General features: G+C 52.6%; 15 protein-coding genes and 1 tRNA gene. 13 read left to right on the top strand and 3 right to left on the bottom strand.

Going from position 1 to position 18,360, the window contains the following annotated elements; all coding sequences use genetic code 11:
- Positions 1-117 precede the first annotated feature (117 nt).
- Positions 118-243, bottom strand: coding sequence for a type B 50S ribosomal protein L36 (gene ykgO, locus HRQ87_RS09250; RefSeq protein WP_010141322.1), 126 nt, complete (start codon positions 241-243; stop codon positions 118-120).
- Between the two features lie 51 nt (positions 244-294).
- Positions 295-369, bottom strand: a tRNA-Val gene (locus tag HRQ87_RS09255).
- A gap of 149 nt (positions 370-518) precedes the next feature.
- Between HRQ87_RS09255 and HRQ87_RS09260 the strand changes: the two genes are divergently transcribed.
- The 3 genes from HRQ87_RS09260 to HRQ87_RS09270 all read left to right on the top strand — a co-directional run bounded on the left by HRQ87_RS09260 (position 519) and on the right by HRQ87_RS09270 (position 6,581).
- Entirely contained in the window at positions 519-1,379 is an 861-nt protein-coding gene (locus HRQ87_RS09260; RefSeq protein ID WP_174137557.1) for an N-formylglutamate amidohydrolase, read from the top strand.
- A 172-nt stretch (positions 1,380-1,551) separates the two neighbouring features.
- Complete coding sequence (locus HRQ87_RS09265) at positions 1,552-2,940, top strand: efflux RND transporter periplasmic adaptor subunit (protein ID WP_343035207.1); 1,389 nt, start codon at positions 1,552-1,554, stop codon at positions 2,938-2,940.
- 2 nt (positions 2,941-2,942) lie between these two features.
- A complete protein-coding gene (locus HRQ87_RS09270; protein ID WP_174137561.1) occupies positions 2,943-6,581 on the top strand; it encodes an efflux RND transporter permease subunit in 3,639 nt (1,212 codons plus the stop codon).
- 55 nt (positions 6,582-6,636) lie between these two features.
- Here the strand turns inward: HRQ87_RS09270 and HRQ87_RS09275 are convergent, their stop codons facing one another.
- Positions 6,637-7,056, bottom strand: a complete 420-nt coding sequence (locus tag HRQ87_RS09275) for a RidA family protein (RefSeq protein ID WP_174137563.1) — start codon at positions 7,054-7,056, stop codon at positions 6,637-6,639.
- 149 nt (positions 7,057-7,205) lie between these two features.
- On the opposite strand from HRQ87_RS09275, the gene HRQ87_RS09280 reads away from it, so the two are divergent.
- From HRQ87_RS09280 to HRQ87_RS09325, 10 genes are read left to right on the top strand one after another with little or no spacing between them, the layout of a single operon-like run.
- On the top strand, positions 7,206-8,258 hold the full coding sequence (locus HRQ87_RS09280; protein ID WP_174137565.1) for a C4-dicarboxylate TRAP transporter substrate-binding protein: 1,053 nt from the start codon (positions 7,206-7,208) through the stop codon (positions 8,256-8,258).
- Complete coding sequence (locus HRQ87_RS09285) at positions 8,259-8,771, top strand: TRAP transporter small permease (protein WP_174137567.1); 513 nt, start codon at positions 8,259-8,261, stop codon at positions 8,769-8,771.
- Positions 8,771-10,111 carry a TRAP transporter large permease gene (locus HRQ87_RS09290; RefSeq protein ID WP_174137569.1) on the top strand — a complete coding sequence of 447 codons (1,341 nt, stop codon included), beginning with the start codon at positions 8,771-8,773 and terminating at the stop codon, positions 10,109-10,111. Before HRQ87_RS09285 ends, HRQ87_RS09290 begins: the two co-directional genes overlap by 1 nt.
- Entirely contained in the window at positions 10,108-10,884 is a 777-nt protein-coding gene (locus HRQ87_RS09295; protein ID WP_174137571.1) for an IclR family transcriptional regulator, read from the top strand. Before HRQ87_RS09290 ends, HRQ87_RS09295 begins: the two co-directional genes overlap by 4 nt.
- A 6-nt stretch (positions 10,885-10,890) precedes the next feature.
- On the top strand, positions 10,891-12,966 hold the full coding sequence (locus HRQ87_RS09300; protein WP_174137573.1) for a 3-hydroxyacyl-CoA dehydrogenase NAD-binding domain-containing protein: 2,076 nt from the start codon (positions 10,891-10,893) through the stop codon (positions 12,964-12,966).
- Entirely contained in the window at positions 12,963-14,138 is a 1,176-nt protein-coding gene (locus tag HRQ87_RS09305; protein WP_174137575.1) for an acetyl-CoA C-acyltransferase, read from the top strand. Before HRQ87_RS09300 ends, HRQ87_RS09305 begins: the two co-directional genes overlap by 4 nt.
- An 11-nt stretch (positions 14,139-14,149) precedes the next feature.
- Entirely contained in the window at positions 14,150-15,346 is a 1,197-nt protein-coding gene (locus tag HRQ87_RS09310) for an acyl-CoA dehydrogenase family protein (RefSeq protein ID WP_174137577.1), read from the top strand.
- Positions 15,343-16,440, top strand: coding sequence for an acyl-CoA dehydrogenase family protein (locus tag HRQ87_RS09315; RefSeq protein WP_174137580.1), 1,098 nt, complete (start codon positions 15,343-15,345; stop codon positions 16,438-16,440). Before HRQ87_RS09310 ends, HRQ87_RS09315 begins: the two co-directional genes overlap by 4 nt.
- Positions 16,433-16,855, top strand: a complete 423-nt coding sequence (locus tag HRQ87_RS09320; RefSeq protein ID WP_174137778.1) for a hotdog fold thioesterase — start codon at positions 16,433-16,435, stop codon at positions 16,853-16,855. The genes HRQ87_RS09315 and HRQ87_RS09320 overlap by 8 nt, the downstream gene beginning before the upstream one ends.
- The gene (locus HRQ87_RS09325) at positions 16,855-18,348 is read left to right on the top strand and encodes a class I adenylate-forming enzyme family protein (RefSeq protein ID WP_425501537.1); all 1,494 of its coding nucleotides are present in this window, start codon (positions 16,855-16,857) and stop codon (positions 18,346-18,348) included. Before HRQ87_RS09320 ends, HRQ87_RS09325 begins: the two co-directional genes overlap by 1 nt.
- The last annotated feature ends 12 nt before the right edge of the window (positions 18,349-18,360 follow it).

The raw sequence follows: 18,360 nt of genomic DNA on the forward strand, positions 1-18,360 counted from the left end.
TTTACGCCTGTTGGTTAGAACGACTTTACGGCAAAATTTTGTATTCAACAAAACATACAAAATGAAAACACCGCCTGTTGCCAGACGGTGCTTCAAATTTCAGAATGTCAAAACAGATTAGCCCTGACGTGCCTTGAAACGGCGTTGTGTTTTGTTGATTACATAAACACGGCCCTTACGGCGCACAACGCGGCAATCGCGGTGACGCTGCTTGAGCGAGCGGAGTGAATTTCTGACCTTCATGGTCCTCTCCTTTTATCGCGGCGCGTCCCTGCGCCATTGGGTTTCTATTCATGGTGGGCACTACTGGGATCGAACCAGTGACCCCTTCGATGTCAACGAAGTGCTCTACCGCTGAGCTAAGCGCCCACGCCCATTTGCAAACCCCTGCGCCCAAAATAAATCAGACGCGGGAAATCCGCGCCGGGTGCTGGGTCTATAAAAGGAGTCGCTGACAGGATCAAGGGCTTTTGAACATCAATAAAATCAGTCTATGATATAAGTATAAAGGAGCAGAAATGTCGAACGCCGCGTATTCACTGGATTTGCCGCAAAAACGCACAACCAGCGTTGTTTTTGCATCGCCGCATAGTGGGCGCGATTATTCTGACGTATTTCTAAATCAAACTGTTCTAGACAAAAAAACAATCCGCAGCTCTGAAGATGCGTTTGTTGATAAGTTATTCGTAGCAGCCCCCCGTTTTGGCGCACCCCTTTTACGTGCAGGCGCACCCAGAGCGTTCGTTGACCTGAACCGCAGTGCCGATGAACTTGATCCTGCTTTGATCGAAGGGGTCGGCAAAGTCAGTCATAACCCTCGAGTAGCTTCAGGTCTTGGGGTCATTCCAAGGGTCGTCGCAAATGGGCGTGCGATTTATCGCGGCAAGATGTCCTGGCAGCGTGCGCAGGACCGCATTACACATATATGGCACCCCTATCATGCGCGACTGCAGCAACTTTTGACGGAAAATCACAATCAGTTTGGCGAAGCGATTTTGATAGACTGTCATTCCATGCCGCATGAAGCGATTGAATCAATTGCAAAATCTGCAGTCAAAAAGCCCCAGATTGTCCTGGGCGATCGTTTTGGCGCCGCCGCAAACAGCGACGTTATGGATCGTGTCGAGCAGGCTTTCACAAAAGTTGGGCTGAATGTTGTGCGCAACACGCCATTTGCCGGTGCCTATATTGCACAAACCTACGGCAGGCCCTCGCGACGTCAGCATGTCATCCAGATCGAAATTGATCGTGCGCTTTATATGGATGAGAAAACCATTTTGCCCCGGCGCGATTTTGAAACGTTTCGCAAGCTGATTACCGGCGCAATTGCCGACATTACACAGATCGGTCAGGTCAAGCTTCCGATGGCTGCTGAATAATACCCACACTGACCGACGGAAACGCTGCGCATCCACGTAACACTATTGTAGGTTGGCCTTTTTTGGATCAAGCCTATGCTTATTGGTAAGTTATCCAAGGTATGTCTTAGCGATGCGCTTTTTAGTTCGAAGCCTTATTGGCCTTTTTTTATTATCTCTTACGGTAGGTTTTTTGGGCCTTGCCGCTTTTTCGATGTTTTCTGCGATTCAAACACGTTTGTCCGATGAACCCGATGCAAGGCCTGCGCGCGAACGTGTATTCGCGGTCAATACAATAACCGTCACACCCAAAACGCTGATCCCTGAAATGACCGTTTTTGGTGAAGTCCAAAGTCGCCGCACCCTAGAGCTACGGTCCGCTGTTGCAGGTACTTTGGTCGAACTGGCGAGTGAATTTGAAGAAGGCGGTCAAGTTAAAAACGGCCAACTTCTGGCCCAGATTGATCCGGCCGACATGCAGTCTGCGCTTGACCGTGCCAAGGCCGATATCCTGCAAGCCGAAGCAGAAGTGCGCGATGCTGACCGTGCCTTACAACTGGCCCGAGATGAACTCGCGGTTGCCGAAGAACAAAACCTGTTACGACAACGTGCATTTGTGCGACAACAGGATTTGCGCGAACGCGGTGTGGGCACAGACGCAAGTGTTGAGATCGCTGAACTTGAAGCCTCAAGCGCGCGCCAGTCTGTGGTGGCTCGCAGACAATCCCTGGCCCAGGCCGAGGCGCGCTTGGATCAATCGAAAACAGCACTTTTGCGGGAACAGATTGATCTGGCCGAAGCGGAACGCCGACTGGCCGACACCAATATCTATGCTGCATTCACGGGGACACTAAGCGATGTATCAGCTGTTCAGGGCGCACGTATCACATCTGGTGAACAACTGGCGCGGTTGGTTGACCCAGACCAGCTTGAGGTGCGGTTTCGATTGTCGACAGCGCAATATGCCCGGCTTTTGGATCAAAACGGTGGTTTGCAGCAGGTTCCGGTCAATGTAACCTTGGATGTCCTGGGATTTGACCATATTGCCCAAGGTATGGTCACACGCGAAAGTGCCGCAGTGGGCGAAGGCCAGACCGGGCGGCTGTTGTTTGCTACACTTGATCAACCCTTGGGCTTCAAGCCCGGTGACTTTGTCACAGTGCGCATTGCAGAACCCGCTTTGGATAATGTCGTCAAACTGCCTTCGGCAGCTGTCGGCGCGGATCAGACGGTTCTTGTTTTGGACGATGATGATCGGCTTGAGGTGTCGCAAGTTCAATTGATGCGCAGGCAAGACAATGATGTGATTGTTACCGCCCCGACCTTGGCAGGTCGTGACATTGTTGCGGAACGCACACCTTTGCTTGGTGCGGGCATCAAGGTCAGACGTCTTAATGACAATACAAGTGATGTCGTGGAAATGCTGATGTTAAGCCCCGAACGTCGTACCAAACTAATAACTTTTGTCGAAGAAAATGACAGTATGCCTGATGCCGCAAAAGCGCGCATTCTTGGACAGTTAAAACAAGATCAGGTCCCTGCCAGTGTCGTAACACGTCTTGAAAGCCGGATGGGCAGCTAGGGATGGCACGTCTTATCCCTCCTTCTACCAGTGGCATCCTAAGCTATTTCACACGCCACAAAACTGCCGCCAATTTGCTGTTGGTTCTAATGATTGTCTTGGGCTTGGCAGCCTTTCCGCGGATGCGCGCACAGTTCTTTCCCGATGTCATCATAGATCAGGTCACCGTGTCAGTCGCGTGGGATGGCGCAGGTGCGGAAGATGTGGATACAGCCATTATTCAGGTGCTAGAACCTGCGCTTTTGTCGATTGAAGGGGTTGAAAACGCCTATTCTGAATCTCGTGAAGGTTTCGGGTCCATCACTTTGGAATTTGAACCGAACTGGGATATGTCGCGTGCCGCTGATGACGTGCAAGTGTCCGTCGATGCCACAAACAATCTGCCCGATGAAGCAGAAGACCCAAACGTACGGCGTGGTGCATGGCGCGACAGGGTGACAGATGTTGTTATCACCGGTCCTGTGGGTGTTGATCAACTAGGGCGTTTTGCAGATGAATTTGTCACACGACTGTTCAACGCAGGCGTCACACGCACATCAATCCGTGGCATCGCCGCGCCCGAGACCGTGGTTGAGGTTACGTCGGACTCACTTATTCGGCACAATGTCACAATAGCAGAAATTGCCGAAGCCATTGCAGGCGAAGCCGATGCAGACCCAGCCGGTGATGTGTCGGGCATTGACAGCCGCGTGCGGACGGGCATTGCCAAACGCAGCGCAGATGAAATCGCGGCAATTGTTTTGCGATCTGATCAGGACGGTCGCCCGCTGACTGTTGGTGATGTTGCCCAGGTTCGTGTCGAAGGGATCAATCGTGAACGCGCCTATTTCGTGGGCGATGATCCTGCAATTTCAATTCGCGTAGATCGGTCCGACAGGGGGGATGCCATTGATATTCAGGCACAGGTTCAGGATGTCGCAGATACACTGGCCCTAAGCCTGCCCCAAGGTGTGCAGATCAAACTGATCCGGGCCCGCGCCGAACAGATCAGTGGACGGCTGAATATTCTTTTGGATAATGCACTTATGGGATTAGGGCTTGTTCTTGCGCTGTTGTTTTTGTTCCTGAATGCACGCACGGCTTTTTGGGTGGCAGCTGGTATTCCAGTGGCCTTACTGGCCGCGATTGCGCTGATGTATGCTGCAGGTCTGACCATCAACATGGTGTCACTGTTCGCGCTGATCATCACACTTGGGATTGTCGTGGATGACGCAATTGTTGTGGGTGAACATGCCGATTTTCGTAGCAGACGGTTGGGCGAACCCCCCGTTGTCGCAGCTGAAAACGCCGCAAAGCGGATGGCGGCCCCTGTGTTTTCCGCGACTCTGACCACAGTCATTGCTTTTTTTGGTCTTGTTGCCGTTGGTGGCCGTTTTGGCGATCTGATTGCAGATATTCCTTTCACAGTGATCGTGGTGCTAATTGCATCGCTTGTTGAGTGTTTTTTGATATTGCCTCATCACATGCAAAGCGCACTAAGGGTCAAGCCTGTGATAGGGTTCAAACCCATGCGCGCCTTATTGGGTTTGCTTGGCGTTCAGGTCTTATTAATAGCCCTTGGTGGGCTGATGTGGATACTTGTCGCAATGACTATCCTATGGTTCAGCCAAGCTGATGTTGTTTTCGATATCTTGGTCAGCACGTCCGTCTTCGCTTTTTTCTTCTCTGCTGTACCGTGTGCTGCCCTGGTGTTGTACTTTTTGACACCGGGCGAAAAACGTCGGGTCATGTGGGTCTATCTGTCAAAACATGGCATCGATAGCGTGTCCAAAATAGTGAACATTGGCTTTAGTTGGTTTCGCGACAATGCATTCCGTCCGTTGATGGGCTTTGTTGTAATAGGCCGATATCCAGTGATGGCAGCGGTTATCTTTCTTTTGGCTTGGAACGTAAGCCTTTTGGTGGGTGGCGATGTGCAATGGCGTTTCTTCAACGCGCCCGAACGCGGATCCGTCACCGGCAATTTCGCCATGGCACCCGGGGCAACGCGCGAGGATTCACTGGAACAAATGCGTGACTTACAACGCAGCGTCGAAGAACTTGGCGCCGAATACGAAGAACGCTATGGCCTGAACCCGCTTGATTTTGTCATGGCGGAAATCGGTGGTAATTCCGGGCGCGGTCTGGCTGGGGCTTCGAATAAAGACCCCGATCAGCTTGGCGGTATTTCCATTGAATTGATCGATCCCGATCTGCGCCCCTATTCGTCGTTTGCCTTTGTTGGCGAACTGCAAGAGGTCGTTCGACAGCATCCCATGGCCGAAACTGTCAGCTTTCGCGGATGGCGATCGGGGCCAGGCGGCGATGCGATATCTATTCACTTCTATGGGGCGGACGCACAAACCCTGAAATCCGCATCCGAGACATTGCAACAGGCGCTTTTGCAATTCCCGGAAGTTTCGGCAGTGCAGGATAATCTGGCCTATGACAAAGAAGAATTGGTGTTGGATCTGACGCCGCAAGGTCAGGCATTGGGCTTCACAATTGATGGCCTGGGCCGTGTTTTGCGCAATCGGTTGAACGGGATTGAAGCTGCCACCTATCCAGATGGCCCGCGATCAGCCGCAATTCGGGTCGAACTACCTGATGATGAACTGACCGCTGATTTTCTGGATCGGATGCAGTTGCGTACACCCGCAGGCGAATATGTTCCGCTGGCCGATATTGTGACCGTACAGCGCCAATCTGGCTTTTCAACCGTGCGGCGCGAAAACGGTATTCAACTGATATCGGTCACTGGCGATCTGTCCGAAGACGACCCGGCCCGTGCAGAAGAGATCATGCAAATCCTGGAAGATGAGTTGCTTCCAAATATCGCAGGACAATATCAGATCGAATTCCTACTGACAGGCCTTAGCGAACAGGAAGATGAATTTCTGAATGATGCCACCCTTGGTCTGATGCTTAGCTTATTGGGTATTTATTTGACTTTGGCCTGGATTTTTTCCAGTTGGAGCCGCCCTGCTGTGGTCATGGCGATCATCCCATTTGGCTTGGTCGGGACAATATGGGGCCATTACGCATGGGATGTGCCATTAAGCATGTTCAGCATCGTAGGCCTGATCGGAATGACGGGCATTATCATCAACGACTCAATCGTTTTGGTGACGACAATTGACGAATATTCCAAAGACCGTGGCATTATCCCCGCAATCATTGATGGCGCCTGCGATCGGTTGCGCCCTGTGCTGCTGACCACGCTGACAACTGTCTTGGGCCTGTCACCGCTGCTGTTTGAACAGTCCACGCAGGCACAGTTTCTAAAGCCAACAGTTATTACGTTAGTTTACGGGCTGGGCTTCGGAATGCTTTTGGTATTGCTGGTCGTCCCTGCGCTGATGGCAATGCAATTGGATATTTCCAAGCAGATCACAGGTCTGCGCCGTGCATTGCGTCATCCGGTCAAATCCGGCGATGTTGGATTGGTGTCAATTGTTGCAAGCACAAGCATCGCGATATTGTTTACCATGATATTTCTGCCGCTTTTCGTTACTGGTGATATTTGGACAGCTCTTCCTGATCCGGGCTTCAGCAACCCTGCGATCAGTGCATTTGTGCTGTTCATATCTGGCTCTGCGATTTTGACGCTGCTTAGCTTTATTGCAGCATCTATCAGGATTATACTGCGTCAAAAAATCTAACAAAATATCAGGTTTCAGAAGCGGGTGTTCTTATAAAAGCTGTTTATGTCAGCTTTCAATCAGGGTCGATAAATCTGTCATGTGATATAACTGCGATCGGAGTAAGCTCGACTAAGAAGTCTTTATGGCCAAGCCCGGCAACCATAACTGATGTAGATACAGGCTCACTGCCTGGATGAAAAAATTCTGCCCGTACTTTTTGTATATGCTTAAGCTGGCTTCGGTCCGTAAAATAGGTCGTTATTGAAATAACATCTGACAGGTTGCCACCAATCTCATGCAGTAAAAATTGAATATTGCGAAAACACTGTCTTGCTTGCTTTTCAACATCCCCAAGGCCAATGATCTCTTCATCGGCACTCCACGCAACCTGACCTGTCAAGTGCACCACAATCCCCTTTGGCTGAATAACCCCCATCTGAAAGCCTCGTCCCCGAGCGCCCCAAACTTTTTCTGTTTCAAAGCCTTTGGGCATTTGCGACCCCCTTCTTAATCAAGGCTACAAGCTATCATTAAATACGGCTGATTATCAAAATTTCTTATTTGCCTGATCCTTATTTTGCCTATAGCCTCAATTGCATAATGAAATAAATTTCTGCATAGTGGAAATGGGAGGAGATAGAAATGGGATGCTTTAAGGCATTATGCGCGGCTGCGTTTGTGGCGGGCGCAAGCAACTTTGCGATAGCAGAAACAGTATTAATCCACGGCGAAGCGGGTCCAAACCGCGGCGCACGGGCGGCGGCTTTGCAATGGTTCGCAGATGAAGTCGCTGAAAGATCAGCAGGTGATATGCGTATCGACATTCAATGGGGTGGTGCATTGTTCAAGGCGCAAGCGGCATTGCAGTCGGTCCGTGACGGCGTGGCAGATATGGGCACGGTCATTGCCGTTTATTATCCACAAGAACTAGTTGGATACGGCATTGCCGATCTGCCTCTTGATAACCCTGATGCTTGGGTTGGCATGCGCGCCACGGATGAATTAATGCGCAATTCCGACGTCATCGCACAAGATCTTGCCAACAAAGGTCTTGTCTATATCGGCACTTTCACGACCTCGGCCGTACATATTGGCTGTAAAGATGCAGCCATACGCAGCGTCAGCGACATCGACGGACTGAAAGTTCGTGGAACGGGCGCTTATGGCAAGGTGTTTGGCGAACTGGGCGCAAATATGGTCAACATGTCAATTTACGAGGCATATCAGGGGCTTGATACCGGCCTAATCGACTGTTCCCAAGGCTATAGCTATGCCGTCAGCGCGCTGAAACAAGCTGAGGTCATGGACAGCTACACCCTGCTGGATTGGGGCCAGGTTGGCGGTGTGGGCATCTTTATGAATGCCGACATCCACGCGGATCTTAGTGAAGAACAGAAGGCACTATTGGCTGAAGTTGGCATTGATATGGCCAATGAGTTCGGGCGTTTGATCACTGAAGCAAATGCAAAAGCCATCGAAAGCATGAAGACCCAAGGCGTCGAAGTGATCGAGCTGCCGCAGGAAGATCGTGCCAAACTGGTTGCGGCGGGCGCACCCTATATCGGGCAATGGACGGAAACCGCAAAACGCGTTGGTCTGCCGGGCGAAGATCTGCTTGCTGAATACCAAGCGTTGATCACCAAATACACGGCAGAGCGTGACGATGCAGGATACCCATGGGCGCGCAGTCAATAAATGCTGGCCCGGCTTGAAAACATCCTTTGGGGTCTAAGTGCGGCGGCAATCATCGCACTTGGACTTCTGATCGGCGCAAATGTTTTTCTGCGCGAAGTGTTTGGATCACAAGTCCCTGATTCCGTCACCATCGTCCGCGAACTTATGGTGGCCGCTATTCTTTTGCCACTTGCCGCGGCCACGGCTGCGCGGTCCCATGTCGCGGTCGAATTTATCTCAAACCGGTTCAATGCCAAAGTCCGGTCTTGGTGTATCGTATTCGGGTCAATCGTTGGGCTTATGGCTTTAACGCCACTGCTTTTTGCAGGTTGGCGCGAACTGTCAAGCACTTGGCAATCCGGCAGCTTTTTTTACGGTGATCTGAATTTGCCCCGCTGGCCAGGGCGCGCGTTGTTTCTGTTGGGCATCGGTGTTTGTTTTCTGCGTCTGTCAGAACTGGTGATCCGCGACACACTTACGCTGTTGCGTGGTGGTATCATTGACGTGACCCGCAACCAAACCGAGGCCGAATAATGGACCCTACACTAATTGGTCTGATCGCATTTGGGGCCGTCCTTGTACTGCTTGCGATCCGTGTGCCAATTGCATTTGCTTTGGCCGCCGTGGCCACCGTATCGGCCTTTATGATCTATGCTTTTCGCACGGGCACTTTCATGCCAGATCGCGCGATACGGCCAACATCTTCTATGGTGTTTTCCAACGCATTTGATCTGGTTCATTCCTATGAATTGTCCATGATCCCGCTTTTCGTGGCTTTGGGTCACATTGCATATCGCAGCGAAATCACGACAAAAATCTATTATGCCGCCAAAGTCTGGCTGGCCAGTCTGCCAGGGGGTGTCGCCATGGCTTCGGTCATGGGGTGCGGTGGATTTTCAGCAATTACCGGATCATCAATCGCCTGCGCATCAACGATGGGGCGCATTTGTGTGCCAGAGATGCTGAAGATGGGGTATGATCCACGTTTGGCGACCTCAAGCGTTGCAGCGGGCGGCACGCTTGGATCATTGATCCCACCATCGGTTTTGTTCATCATCTATGGTATTTTCACCGAAACCTCGATCAATAGCCTGTTTATGGCGGGTGTTTTGCCAGGACTACTGACATTGGCAGGCTTCATTCTGGTGATTGCAGTCTGGGTCTGGCGAAACCCCGCAATCGCACCGGTCAGCGAACAACGGGTCAGCCATAGTGAACGCATGGCTGCCGCACGCGCCGCTTGGCCTGCCGTTTTGCTGTTTGTGATCATTGTCGGCGGCATCTATGGCGGCATCTTCACCGCGACCGAGGCCGCAGCCGTTTCCGTATGTGCCACCACTGCCATCGGATTTGCGCAACGCAAACTAACCTTTAAAGCCCTGTGGGAAAGCGTCAAAGAAACCTGCATCCAGACGGCAGCAATTTTCTTTATCGCCATGGGAGCCAAGATATTTGTGGCCTTTATTGCCCTGACCGGCGTCGCCCCAATGATCGTGAATGCCGTGACCGATATTGGCCCGTCTGTGGTCGTGTTAATGATCTGTATTGCACTGATCTACCTGCTGCTTGGCATGTTTCTGGACCCAATCGGCATCATGGTTCTGACGCTTCCGCTGATGATACCGCTGGTCGAAAGCTATGGTCTGAATCTGATCTGGTTTGGCGTCGTTGTGATCAAACTGCTTGAGATCGGGCTGATCACACCGCCCGTTGGGCTGAATGTCTTTGTCATCTCGAACGTGGTTGGGCGACAGGCCCCGATTGACCAGATATTCGCAGGCATCGCACGATTCTTAAGCGTCGATGTGATCGTTTTGTTGTTGATCATGGCGTTCCCCATAATCTCACTTCTGTTGCCGATGGGTATGCGATGACCAAGCCTGAAACAGATCGACGGTTTGCCAATACATTGGCGCGGGGTCTTAGCCTACTGCGTGCGTTTCGTGCCAGCGATGACGGTCTCACCCATTCGGAATTGGCCGAAAGGACGGGATTGCCCAACAGCACCGTATCGCGGTTAACATTTACCCTAAGCGAATTGGGGTTTCTAAGCCACGCAGGGCGCATGAACCGCTATCGACTGGGACCAGCAGCCTTGGCTTTGGGGAATGTAGCAGCAGCATCGGTGTCCTTTGTTGAGGTCGGTCACCAAATTTTGCAAGATCTCGCAGATCAAACCGGAACATTGGTATCACTGGCGGTGCGTGACGGCGAAAAGGTTATGCTGGCCAAAACCTGGCGCCCGGTTGGCGCAGCCTCAATCTGGCTGGAACCCGGGCACAGGATACCTGTTTTCGGATCTTCATCTGGCCGGGCCATTGTGGCGGCACTGGACGACACCCGATTTCAGGCGATGAACCCAAGTGACGCGCTTTGCAACTTTCGAAGCCATGGATACGACCAGTTGATTGCACAGGGTTTTACGATTGCCCCGCCCGAGACGCGATATTCCACAACAGTCAACGCCGTTGCTGTACCGTTTCATGCACAAGAATTCGGCGAACCCGTTGCCTTTTCCTGCGGCGCTTTGCCCGAAGCACTGACAGACGACCGGATGTGCAATGACGTGGGGCCAGCACTGCGTGACTCGGTACGCGAATTAGAACGGATCACCGGGCGTAGCCCCGCACTGGTCAGACGAGGATAAACGAATATGACGGCCGTACGCTATGAACTTATCGATAACATCGCACTTCTGACGATCCAAAACCCACCCGTGAATGCGGCATCCCATGCCGTGCGCGCAGCCTTGCTGAATGGATTGGAAAAAGCGGAACGCGAAGCCAAAGCAGCTGTAATTCTGGGGGACGGGCGCACCTTTGTTGCGGGTGCGGATATAAACGAATTTGGCAAACCGCCGATGGCTCCGATCCTGCCAGACGCCTGTAATCGTATTGAGGCCAGTTCTCTGCCAGTGATCGCAGCCCTGCATGGAACAGCACTTGGGGGTGGTTTGGAATTGGCTTTGTCCGCGCATTACCGCGTTGCCGTGCCCGATACCAAAGTTGGCCTGCCCGAGGTTACTTTGGGCATTATGCCAGGTGCTGGCGGAACACAGCGTCTGCCACGCCTAACCGGTGCTGAAGCCGCACTGAAGATCATCACTACTGGCCGCCCAATTAGCGCAGACGAAGCCCTTAAGCTGAGCATTCTAGACAAAATTGAAAATGGCAACCCACGCGAAATTGGCCTGCAATATGCGCAGGCCATTTTGAACGACGGCAAAGGCCCACGCCCCATATCAGCGATGCCATCGCCCACAACGATTGATTTCGACAGCTGGCACGCTGCAGCCTTAGCCAAAGGAAAAGGCCAAATCGCCGCCGCAACAGCCGTTCGCGCCGTTCAAACCGCCTGCGAATTACCATTTTTCGACGGTCTTAAGCGCGAACGCGAATTATTCAGCAATCTTATGGCATCGCCACAACGACAAGGGCTAATCCATGCCTTTTTTGCGGAACGCGCCGTTTCAAAACTGCCTGAGTTAGAAGGTGTTGCATCACGGGACATCAAACAGATTGGCGTGATAGGCGGCGGGACAATGGGCGCAGGAATTGCAACGGCCAGCCTGTTGTCTGGCTTTCAGGTTGTTTTGGTCGAACGGGATGAAAACGCCGCACAAAAAGCCCGATCCACGGTCGAAAAAATGCTGGATGGCGCAGTGCAGCGCGGCAAACTTAGCCCTGAGACGCACGCAAAAATCACACAGGACGCATTTACCACGGCAAGTGATTATACCGCAATTTCAACCGCAGATATGATTATTGAAGCGGTCTTTGAAAACATGGGTGTCAAGCGTGACGTCTTCGCCGCCCTTGACAAAACAGCAAAGCCTGGCGCGGTTCTAGCCAGCAATACCTCTTATCTGGATATCAACGAAATTGCATCATCGACCAAGCGGCCAAAGGATGTGATCGGGTTGCATTTCTTTTCCCCCGCCCATGTCATGAAACTGCTTGAGATCGTCGTGGCCGATGCAACTGCCCCTGACGTAACGGCCACTGGGTTTGCCTTGGCCAAGCGGTTGCGCAAAGTGGCAGTACGTGCAGGCGTGTGTGACGGATTTATTGGCAACCGCATTTTGGCGCATTATCGCATGGCAGTGGATAACATGGTGCTGGACGGGGCATCACCCTATCAAGTGGACCGCGCGCTGACTGACTTTGGCATGGCTATGGGCCCTTATGCGGTGTCGGATCTGGCAGGTCTGGATATTGGCTGGGCCACCCGCAAACGCAAAGCACCGAACCGTGATCCGCGCGAACGCGTGCCGAGCTTTGCAGACAGGCTATGCGAACTGGGCCGGTTTGGGCGCAAAACGGGGCGCGGATATTATATCTATCCTAATCAAAAAGAAGACCCCGAGGTTTTGCAGATCATCTCAGAAGAGCGCGCAGATCAGGGGATAACACCTCGCGATTTTACAGATGACGAAATCCAACGCCGTTTCATGGCCGCGATGGTGAATGAAGCCGCCCGCGTCGTCGAAGACGGTATCGCACGGCGTCCGTTGGACGTGGATGTAACCATGTTGTTTGGCTATGGCTTCCCGCGTTGGCGCGGCGGGCCAATGAAATGGGCTGACATGCAAGGTTTGGATACGGTCTTGCACAACATCCATACATTTGCACAAGACGACGACTGGTTCTGGCAACCCGCCCCACTTTTGGAAAAACTTGTAACCCAAGGGCGCACTTTCGATGATCTGAACAAAAAGGCCGCATTATGAAACAAGCTGTCATCGTCTCAGCCGTCCGTACAGGACTGGCAAAATCACACCGCGGATCTTTGAACCGCACGCACGGTGCGACCATGGGCGGACATGTAATCCGCGCCGCCGTAGATCGTGCTGGTATCAATCCAGACCTGATCGAAGACTGTGTCTTTGGATGCGGCTATCCCGAAGGATACACCGGCCGAAATATCGCACGCCAAAGTGCCATTCGCGCAGGGCTTCCGGTGGCCGTGGGAGGCATGACCGTGAACCGATTTTGTGCCTCGGGCTTGCAGGCGATTGCGATGGCAGGTCATGCGATTGCTGTGGACGGCGCACAGACCATGATTGCAGGCGGCGTCGAAAATATATCCTTGACGCAACCGCCCCCTGTCGATCCGCGCGAACCCTGGATTGCAGACAACAAGCCTGACCTGTATCTGCCAATGATTGATACAGCCGATAATGTTGCCGAACGCTATGGCATCAGCCGCGACGCACAGGATGAATATGCGCTTCGAAGTCAAACGCGTATCGCAGCAGCACAAAACTCTGGGTTTTTCAAAGATGAAATTGTGCCGATGAACGCGACCATGGCGCAGAAAGATCGCGAAACAGGTGACATGACAGAGGTTGATGTTACGCTGAACAGCGATGAATGCAATCGCCCGAACACAACGCTGGAAGGGTTGACCAAACTGACCCCTGTTAAGGGCGATGGCAAATTCATAACCGCCGGAAATGCCAGTCAATTATCTGATGGGGCGGCCGCTGTTGTCATGATGGATGCAGATCTCGCTGAAAAGGCAGGGATCGAACCGATGGGCGCATTTCGTGGGTTTGCCGTTGCGGGCTGTGAACCAGATGAAATGGGGATCGGCCCGGTTTTTGCCGTGCCTCGTCTGTTGGAACGCAACGGGCTTACCGTTAACGATATCGATCTATGGGAACTGAACGAAGCCTTCGCCTCGCAAGCGTTGTATTGCCGCGACAAGCTGGGAATTGATGATGCGATTTGCAATGTGAATGGCGGATCAATCGCAATCGGACACCCTTTTGGCATGACCGGCGCCCGGATGGTCGGGCATCTTCTGCGCGAAGGCAAACGACGCGGTGCAAAACTGGGCGTTGTCACCATGTGTGTGGGCGGCGGAATGGGCGCTGCCGGACTGTTTGAAATTTTCTGAAAGGCCAACTGATGGATCTGAATTATACCCCCGAAGAAGACGCCTTTCGTGCAGAGGTCAAAGCCTTTCTGGCCGAAAAGCTAACGCCCGATCTGGCCAACAAAGTTGCGCAAGGCCGCGAACTGACAAAGCAAGATCATGACCATTGGCACGCCACCCTGAATGCGCGCGGTTGGCTGGCTGGAAACTGGCCCGCTGAATATGGTGGGGCAGCCTGGGATGCGGTGCAGCGCCATATTTTCGAAGAAGAGTGCGCCATGGCCAATGCGCCGCGCATTGTACCCTTTGGTTTGGCCATGCTTGGGCCTGTCTTGCAAAAATTCGGGAATGATGCGCAAAAAAAACATTGGTTGCCGCGCATCCTAAATGGCGATGACTGGTGGTGCCAGGGTTATTCAGAACCGGGGGCCGGATCAGATTTGGCGTCCCTGAAAACACGTGCGGTGCGGGACGGTGACCATTACATCGTCAATGGGCAGAAAACTTGGACAACCCTGGGTCAGCACGCAAACATGATCTTTTGTTTGGTGCGCACGAACCCCGATGTCAAAGCACAAGAAGGTATCAGTTTTCTGTTAATCGATATGAATACAGCGGGGGTCGAGGTACGCCCGATTGTGCTTCTGGACGGATCAGCCGAGGTGAACGAGGTCTGGCTGACCAACGTGCGTGTCCCTGTTGAAAACCTGGTAGGCGACGAAAACAAAGGCTGGACCTATGCAAAATATCTGCTGACCCATGAACGCACAAACATTGCAGGTGTTGGTTTTTCGACTGCGGGGCTTGAAGCCGTCAAACGGATTGCACGCACTGAAATGGCTGGCGGACGTCCGTTGATCGAAAATCCCTTTTTTGCAGCACGGCTGGCACAAGTTGAAATTGACCTGATGGCAATGGCTGCAACCAATTTGCGCGTGATCTCACAAGCGGCCAGTGGGCAGGCCCCCGGCGTCGAAAGTTCAATGTTAAAAGTCAAAGGCACGCTGATCCGGCAAGAAATTAATGATCTGGCACGGCGTGCCGCCGGCCCCTATGCGCTGCCTTTCGCAAGCGAAGCGATGGAGGAGACCAACGATGCCATCGGCCCGGATTATGCGGCAACCGTCACAACGCGATACCTGAACAATCGCAAACTATCGATCTATGGTGGGTCAAACGAAGTGCAGCGACAGATCATCGCAAAAACCGCATTGGGGGCCATGCGATGAATTTTGAACTGACTGAAGAACGCCAAATGCTGCAAGATACGCTGCGCCGATTTCTGCGTACTTGTTATACAACAGAATTTCGCAACGGGGTGATTGCATCGGATCAGGGGTACAGCCCCAAGATATGGACTGATCTTGCCGAACTTGGCGTTATCGGCGCTTTGTTTAACGAAGATCAGGGCGGGTTCGGCGGTACAGGTTTTGATATCGCCACCGTGTTCGAAGAACTGGGTCGTGCTGGTGTGGTTGAACCTTTTCTTGAAACTGGTCTTTTGGCCGGACGGCTGCTGAACCAGCAAGACATGATTGACCAGATTATCGCTGGCCAGTTGCAGCTGGCATTTGCACACGCCGAACCCAACAGCCGCTATGATCTGAACGATGTATCGACGCTAGCGACCATGTTAGCTAATAAAATTGTGCTGAACGGGCGCAAAGCTGTGGTTGCAAATGCCGAAGCGGCTGATTATCTAATCATTTCTGCGCGCGAAAGCGGTGATGATATATCGTTTTTTCTTGTCCCTCGCGATACTAAGGGAATGAAATTACAAGGCTATCCCATGACAGATGGCGGTCGCGCAGCCGAAGTTATTCTAGACGATGTCACAATTGATGTCACATCACGTATCGGCATTCCTGGACAGGCGTTAAACCAAATCGAAACTACAATAGCCGCCGCAACAGTTGCGCTATGCGCCGAGGCTTTGGGTTTGATGGAAACCGCAATTCAGCTGACCATTGATTACCTTGGCACACGAAAGCAATTCGGCAAACCCATCGGCAGCTTTCAAGCGCTTCAGCATCGCATGGCAGATATGCTGATCGAACTGGAACAGGTGCGTTCCATCGTTATTTTAGCTGCTGGCCATCTGGAAACTGCGCCAAATATCCGTGATCGCTATGTCAGTGCGGCCAAAAATCTGATCGGTCGCGTGGGGCGTCTGGTGGCTGAGGAAAGCATTCAAATGCATGGTGGCATCGCAATGACAGAAGAATACGAACTGGCCCATATCGCCAAGCGGATCATTATGATTGATCATAAATTAGGGGATACGGATTACCATCTGGAGCGTTTCATTGCCCTCAGTGCCTGATCCCAACCTGATCCGAAATGAAACTGGCCCCCAACGCACCATTGGTTATGTTCTGGATGTTGGGCAAACAGACAAACGCGCGCGATGTTGGCTGGATCTGACCCCGGATCATATGAACCGACATGGCGTTTTGCATGGCGGCATCGCGGCCACGCTGCTGGACAGCGCAAGTGGGGCTACGGGCAGTTTAACAGTTGATCCGGCAGGGCGCGCACCTTTTCTGACCATCTCACTTAATACGCAATTCGTGGCACCTGTCAGTGCAGGGCGTGTGACAGCAACCGGAACAATCACTGGGGGCGGGCGCAGTATTCTTTTCATCAGCGCCCAGCTTATGGATGATCAGGATCGTCTGATCGCCAGCTCAACCGGCGTGTTCAAACGCGTACCGCTTCAACCCAAGGAAGGCCGCTGATGCAGATGATCTGCGATTATCTAGACGACACTGTTCTGCGCTGGCCCGACACCTTGGCCATTCTTGATAGTGACGGGCGCCGCTGGACCTATTCCGATCTGCAAACAGCCGTTACAATGGCTGCAAAGCTGCTGACGGAGAATGGTGTCACTCGTGGTGACCGGGTTTTAATCGTCGCAGAAAACTGCGCTGAAACCGTTGCTTTTCTTTTTGCCTCTATCCGGGCCGGTGCCTGGGCCGTGCCCGTGAATGCGCGCCAGACCCCAAGCGAAATCGCCCGTATCCTTGACCACGCCACGCCACGGGCCGTTGTTCTGACAGTATCGATATCATCCGATGCCGCAAAGCACGCCGAAAACCTTCAGGCAGAACCGCAAGAAGGCGCCTTTGGCAAAATAGCAATCGCAACGCCATATTCAAGTGCGCCAGACCCCGACCATGATGTGGCTGTCATGCTTTACACAACCGGTACAACCGGTCAGCCAAAAGGCGTGATGTTGACCCATGGAAATCTGCGCTTTGGCGGTCACGCTTCGGCCACGATCCGGGGAATTACCAAGGGCGATGTGGTGTATGGCGTTTTGCCGATGACCCATGTGTTCGGTCTGGCGTCAATGGTAATGGCATCTGTTTATGCCGGGGCCACGATCCAGCTTGACCCACGGTTTTCGGCCGAAAAGCTGTATAAAGCCCTGCGGAGCGGCGTAACTATTTTACCCGCTGTACCGCAGATGCATGCGCTTTTGATGCAGTACACACAGGAAAATAACCTTGGTGCACTGGTCGGATCAGGCCTGCGCTATGTGTCATCAGGTGCTGCACCACTTGATCCAATTTGGAAGAAAAAAGCCGAAGCGTTTTATGGTATCGCTTTGCAAAACGGCTATGGCATGACCGAAACGACTGCCGGGGTGGCAACGACGTGCAATGCCATGGGCAGCCCCGACACATCGGTCGGGCAACCGCTTGCCGGTGTTGATGTTCGGATCGATCAGACAATAGAAGGCGGCGGGGATGGATTGGGCGAAGTCTTGACCCGTGGCCCCCATATCATGCGCGGATATTACAAAAACCCAGATGAAACAGCGCGTGTACTGGACGCCCATGGCTGGCTGCGCACGGGCGATTTGGGTAAACTTGATGATCAGGGCCGCCTACATATCCTTGGCCGATCAAAAGAGCTGATCATTCGCGGCGGTTTTAATGTCTATCCACCCGAAGTCGAAGCGGCACTGAACGATCATCCCGGTGTTGTGCAATCCGCAGTGATTGGTCGAACCTTAGCGGACGGCGACGAACAGGTGCTGGCCTTTGTGCAGTGCAATGTTGCGGATGCACTTATAGCAGAAACGCTGAAAGCTTTTGTTGCAGGAAAGCTGGCCCCCTATAAACGGCCCAGTCAGATCATAATTGCCAAGTCCCTACCTGCAGCGCCGACTGGAAAAATATTGAAACACAAGCTTCTGGAACATTTCGCAAAAGACCTGTGCTGATCACAGATAATC

It is taken from the genome of Parasulfitobacter algicola, assembly GCF_013315265.1.
Taxonomy (GTDB): Bacteria; Pseudomonadota; Alphaproteobacteria; order Rhodobacterales; family Rhodobacteraceae; genus Parasulfitobacter; species Parasulfitobacter algicola.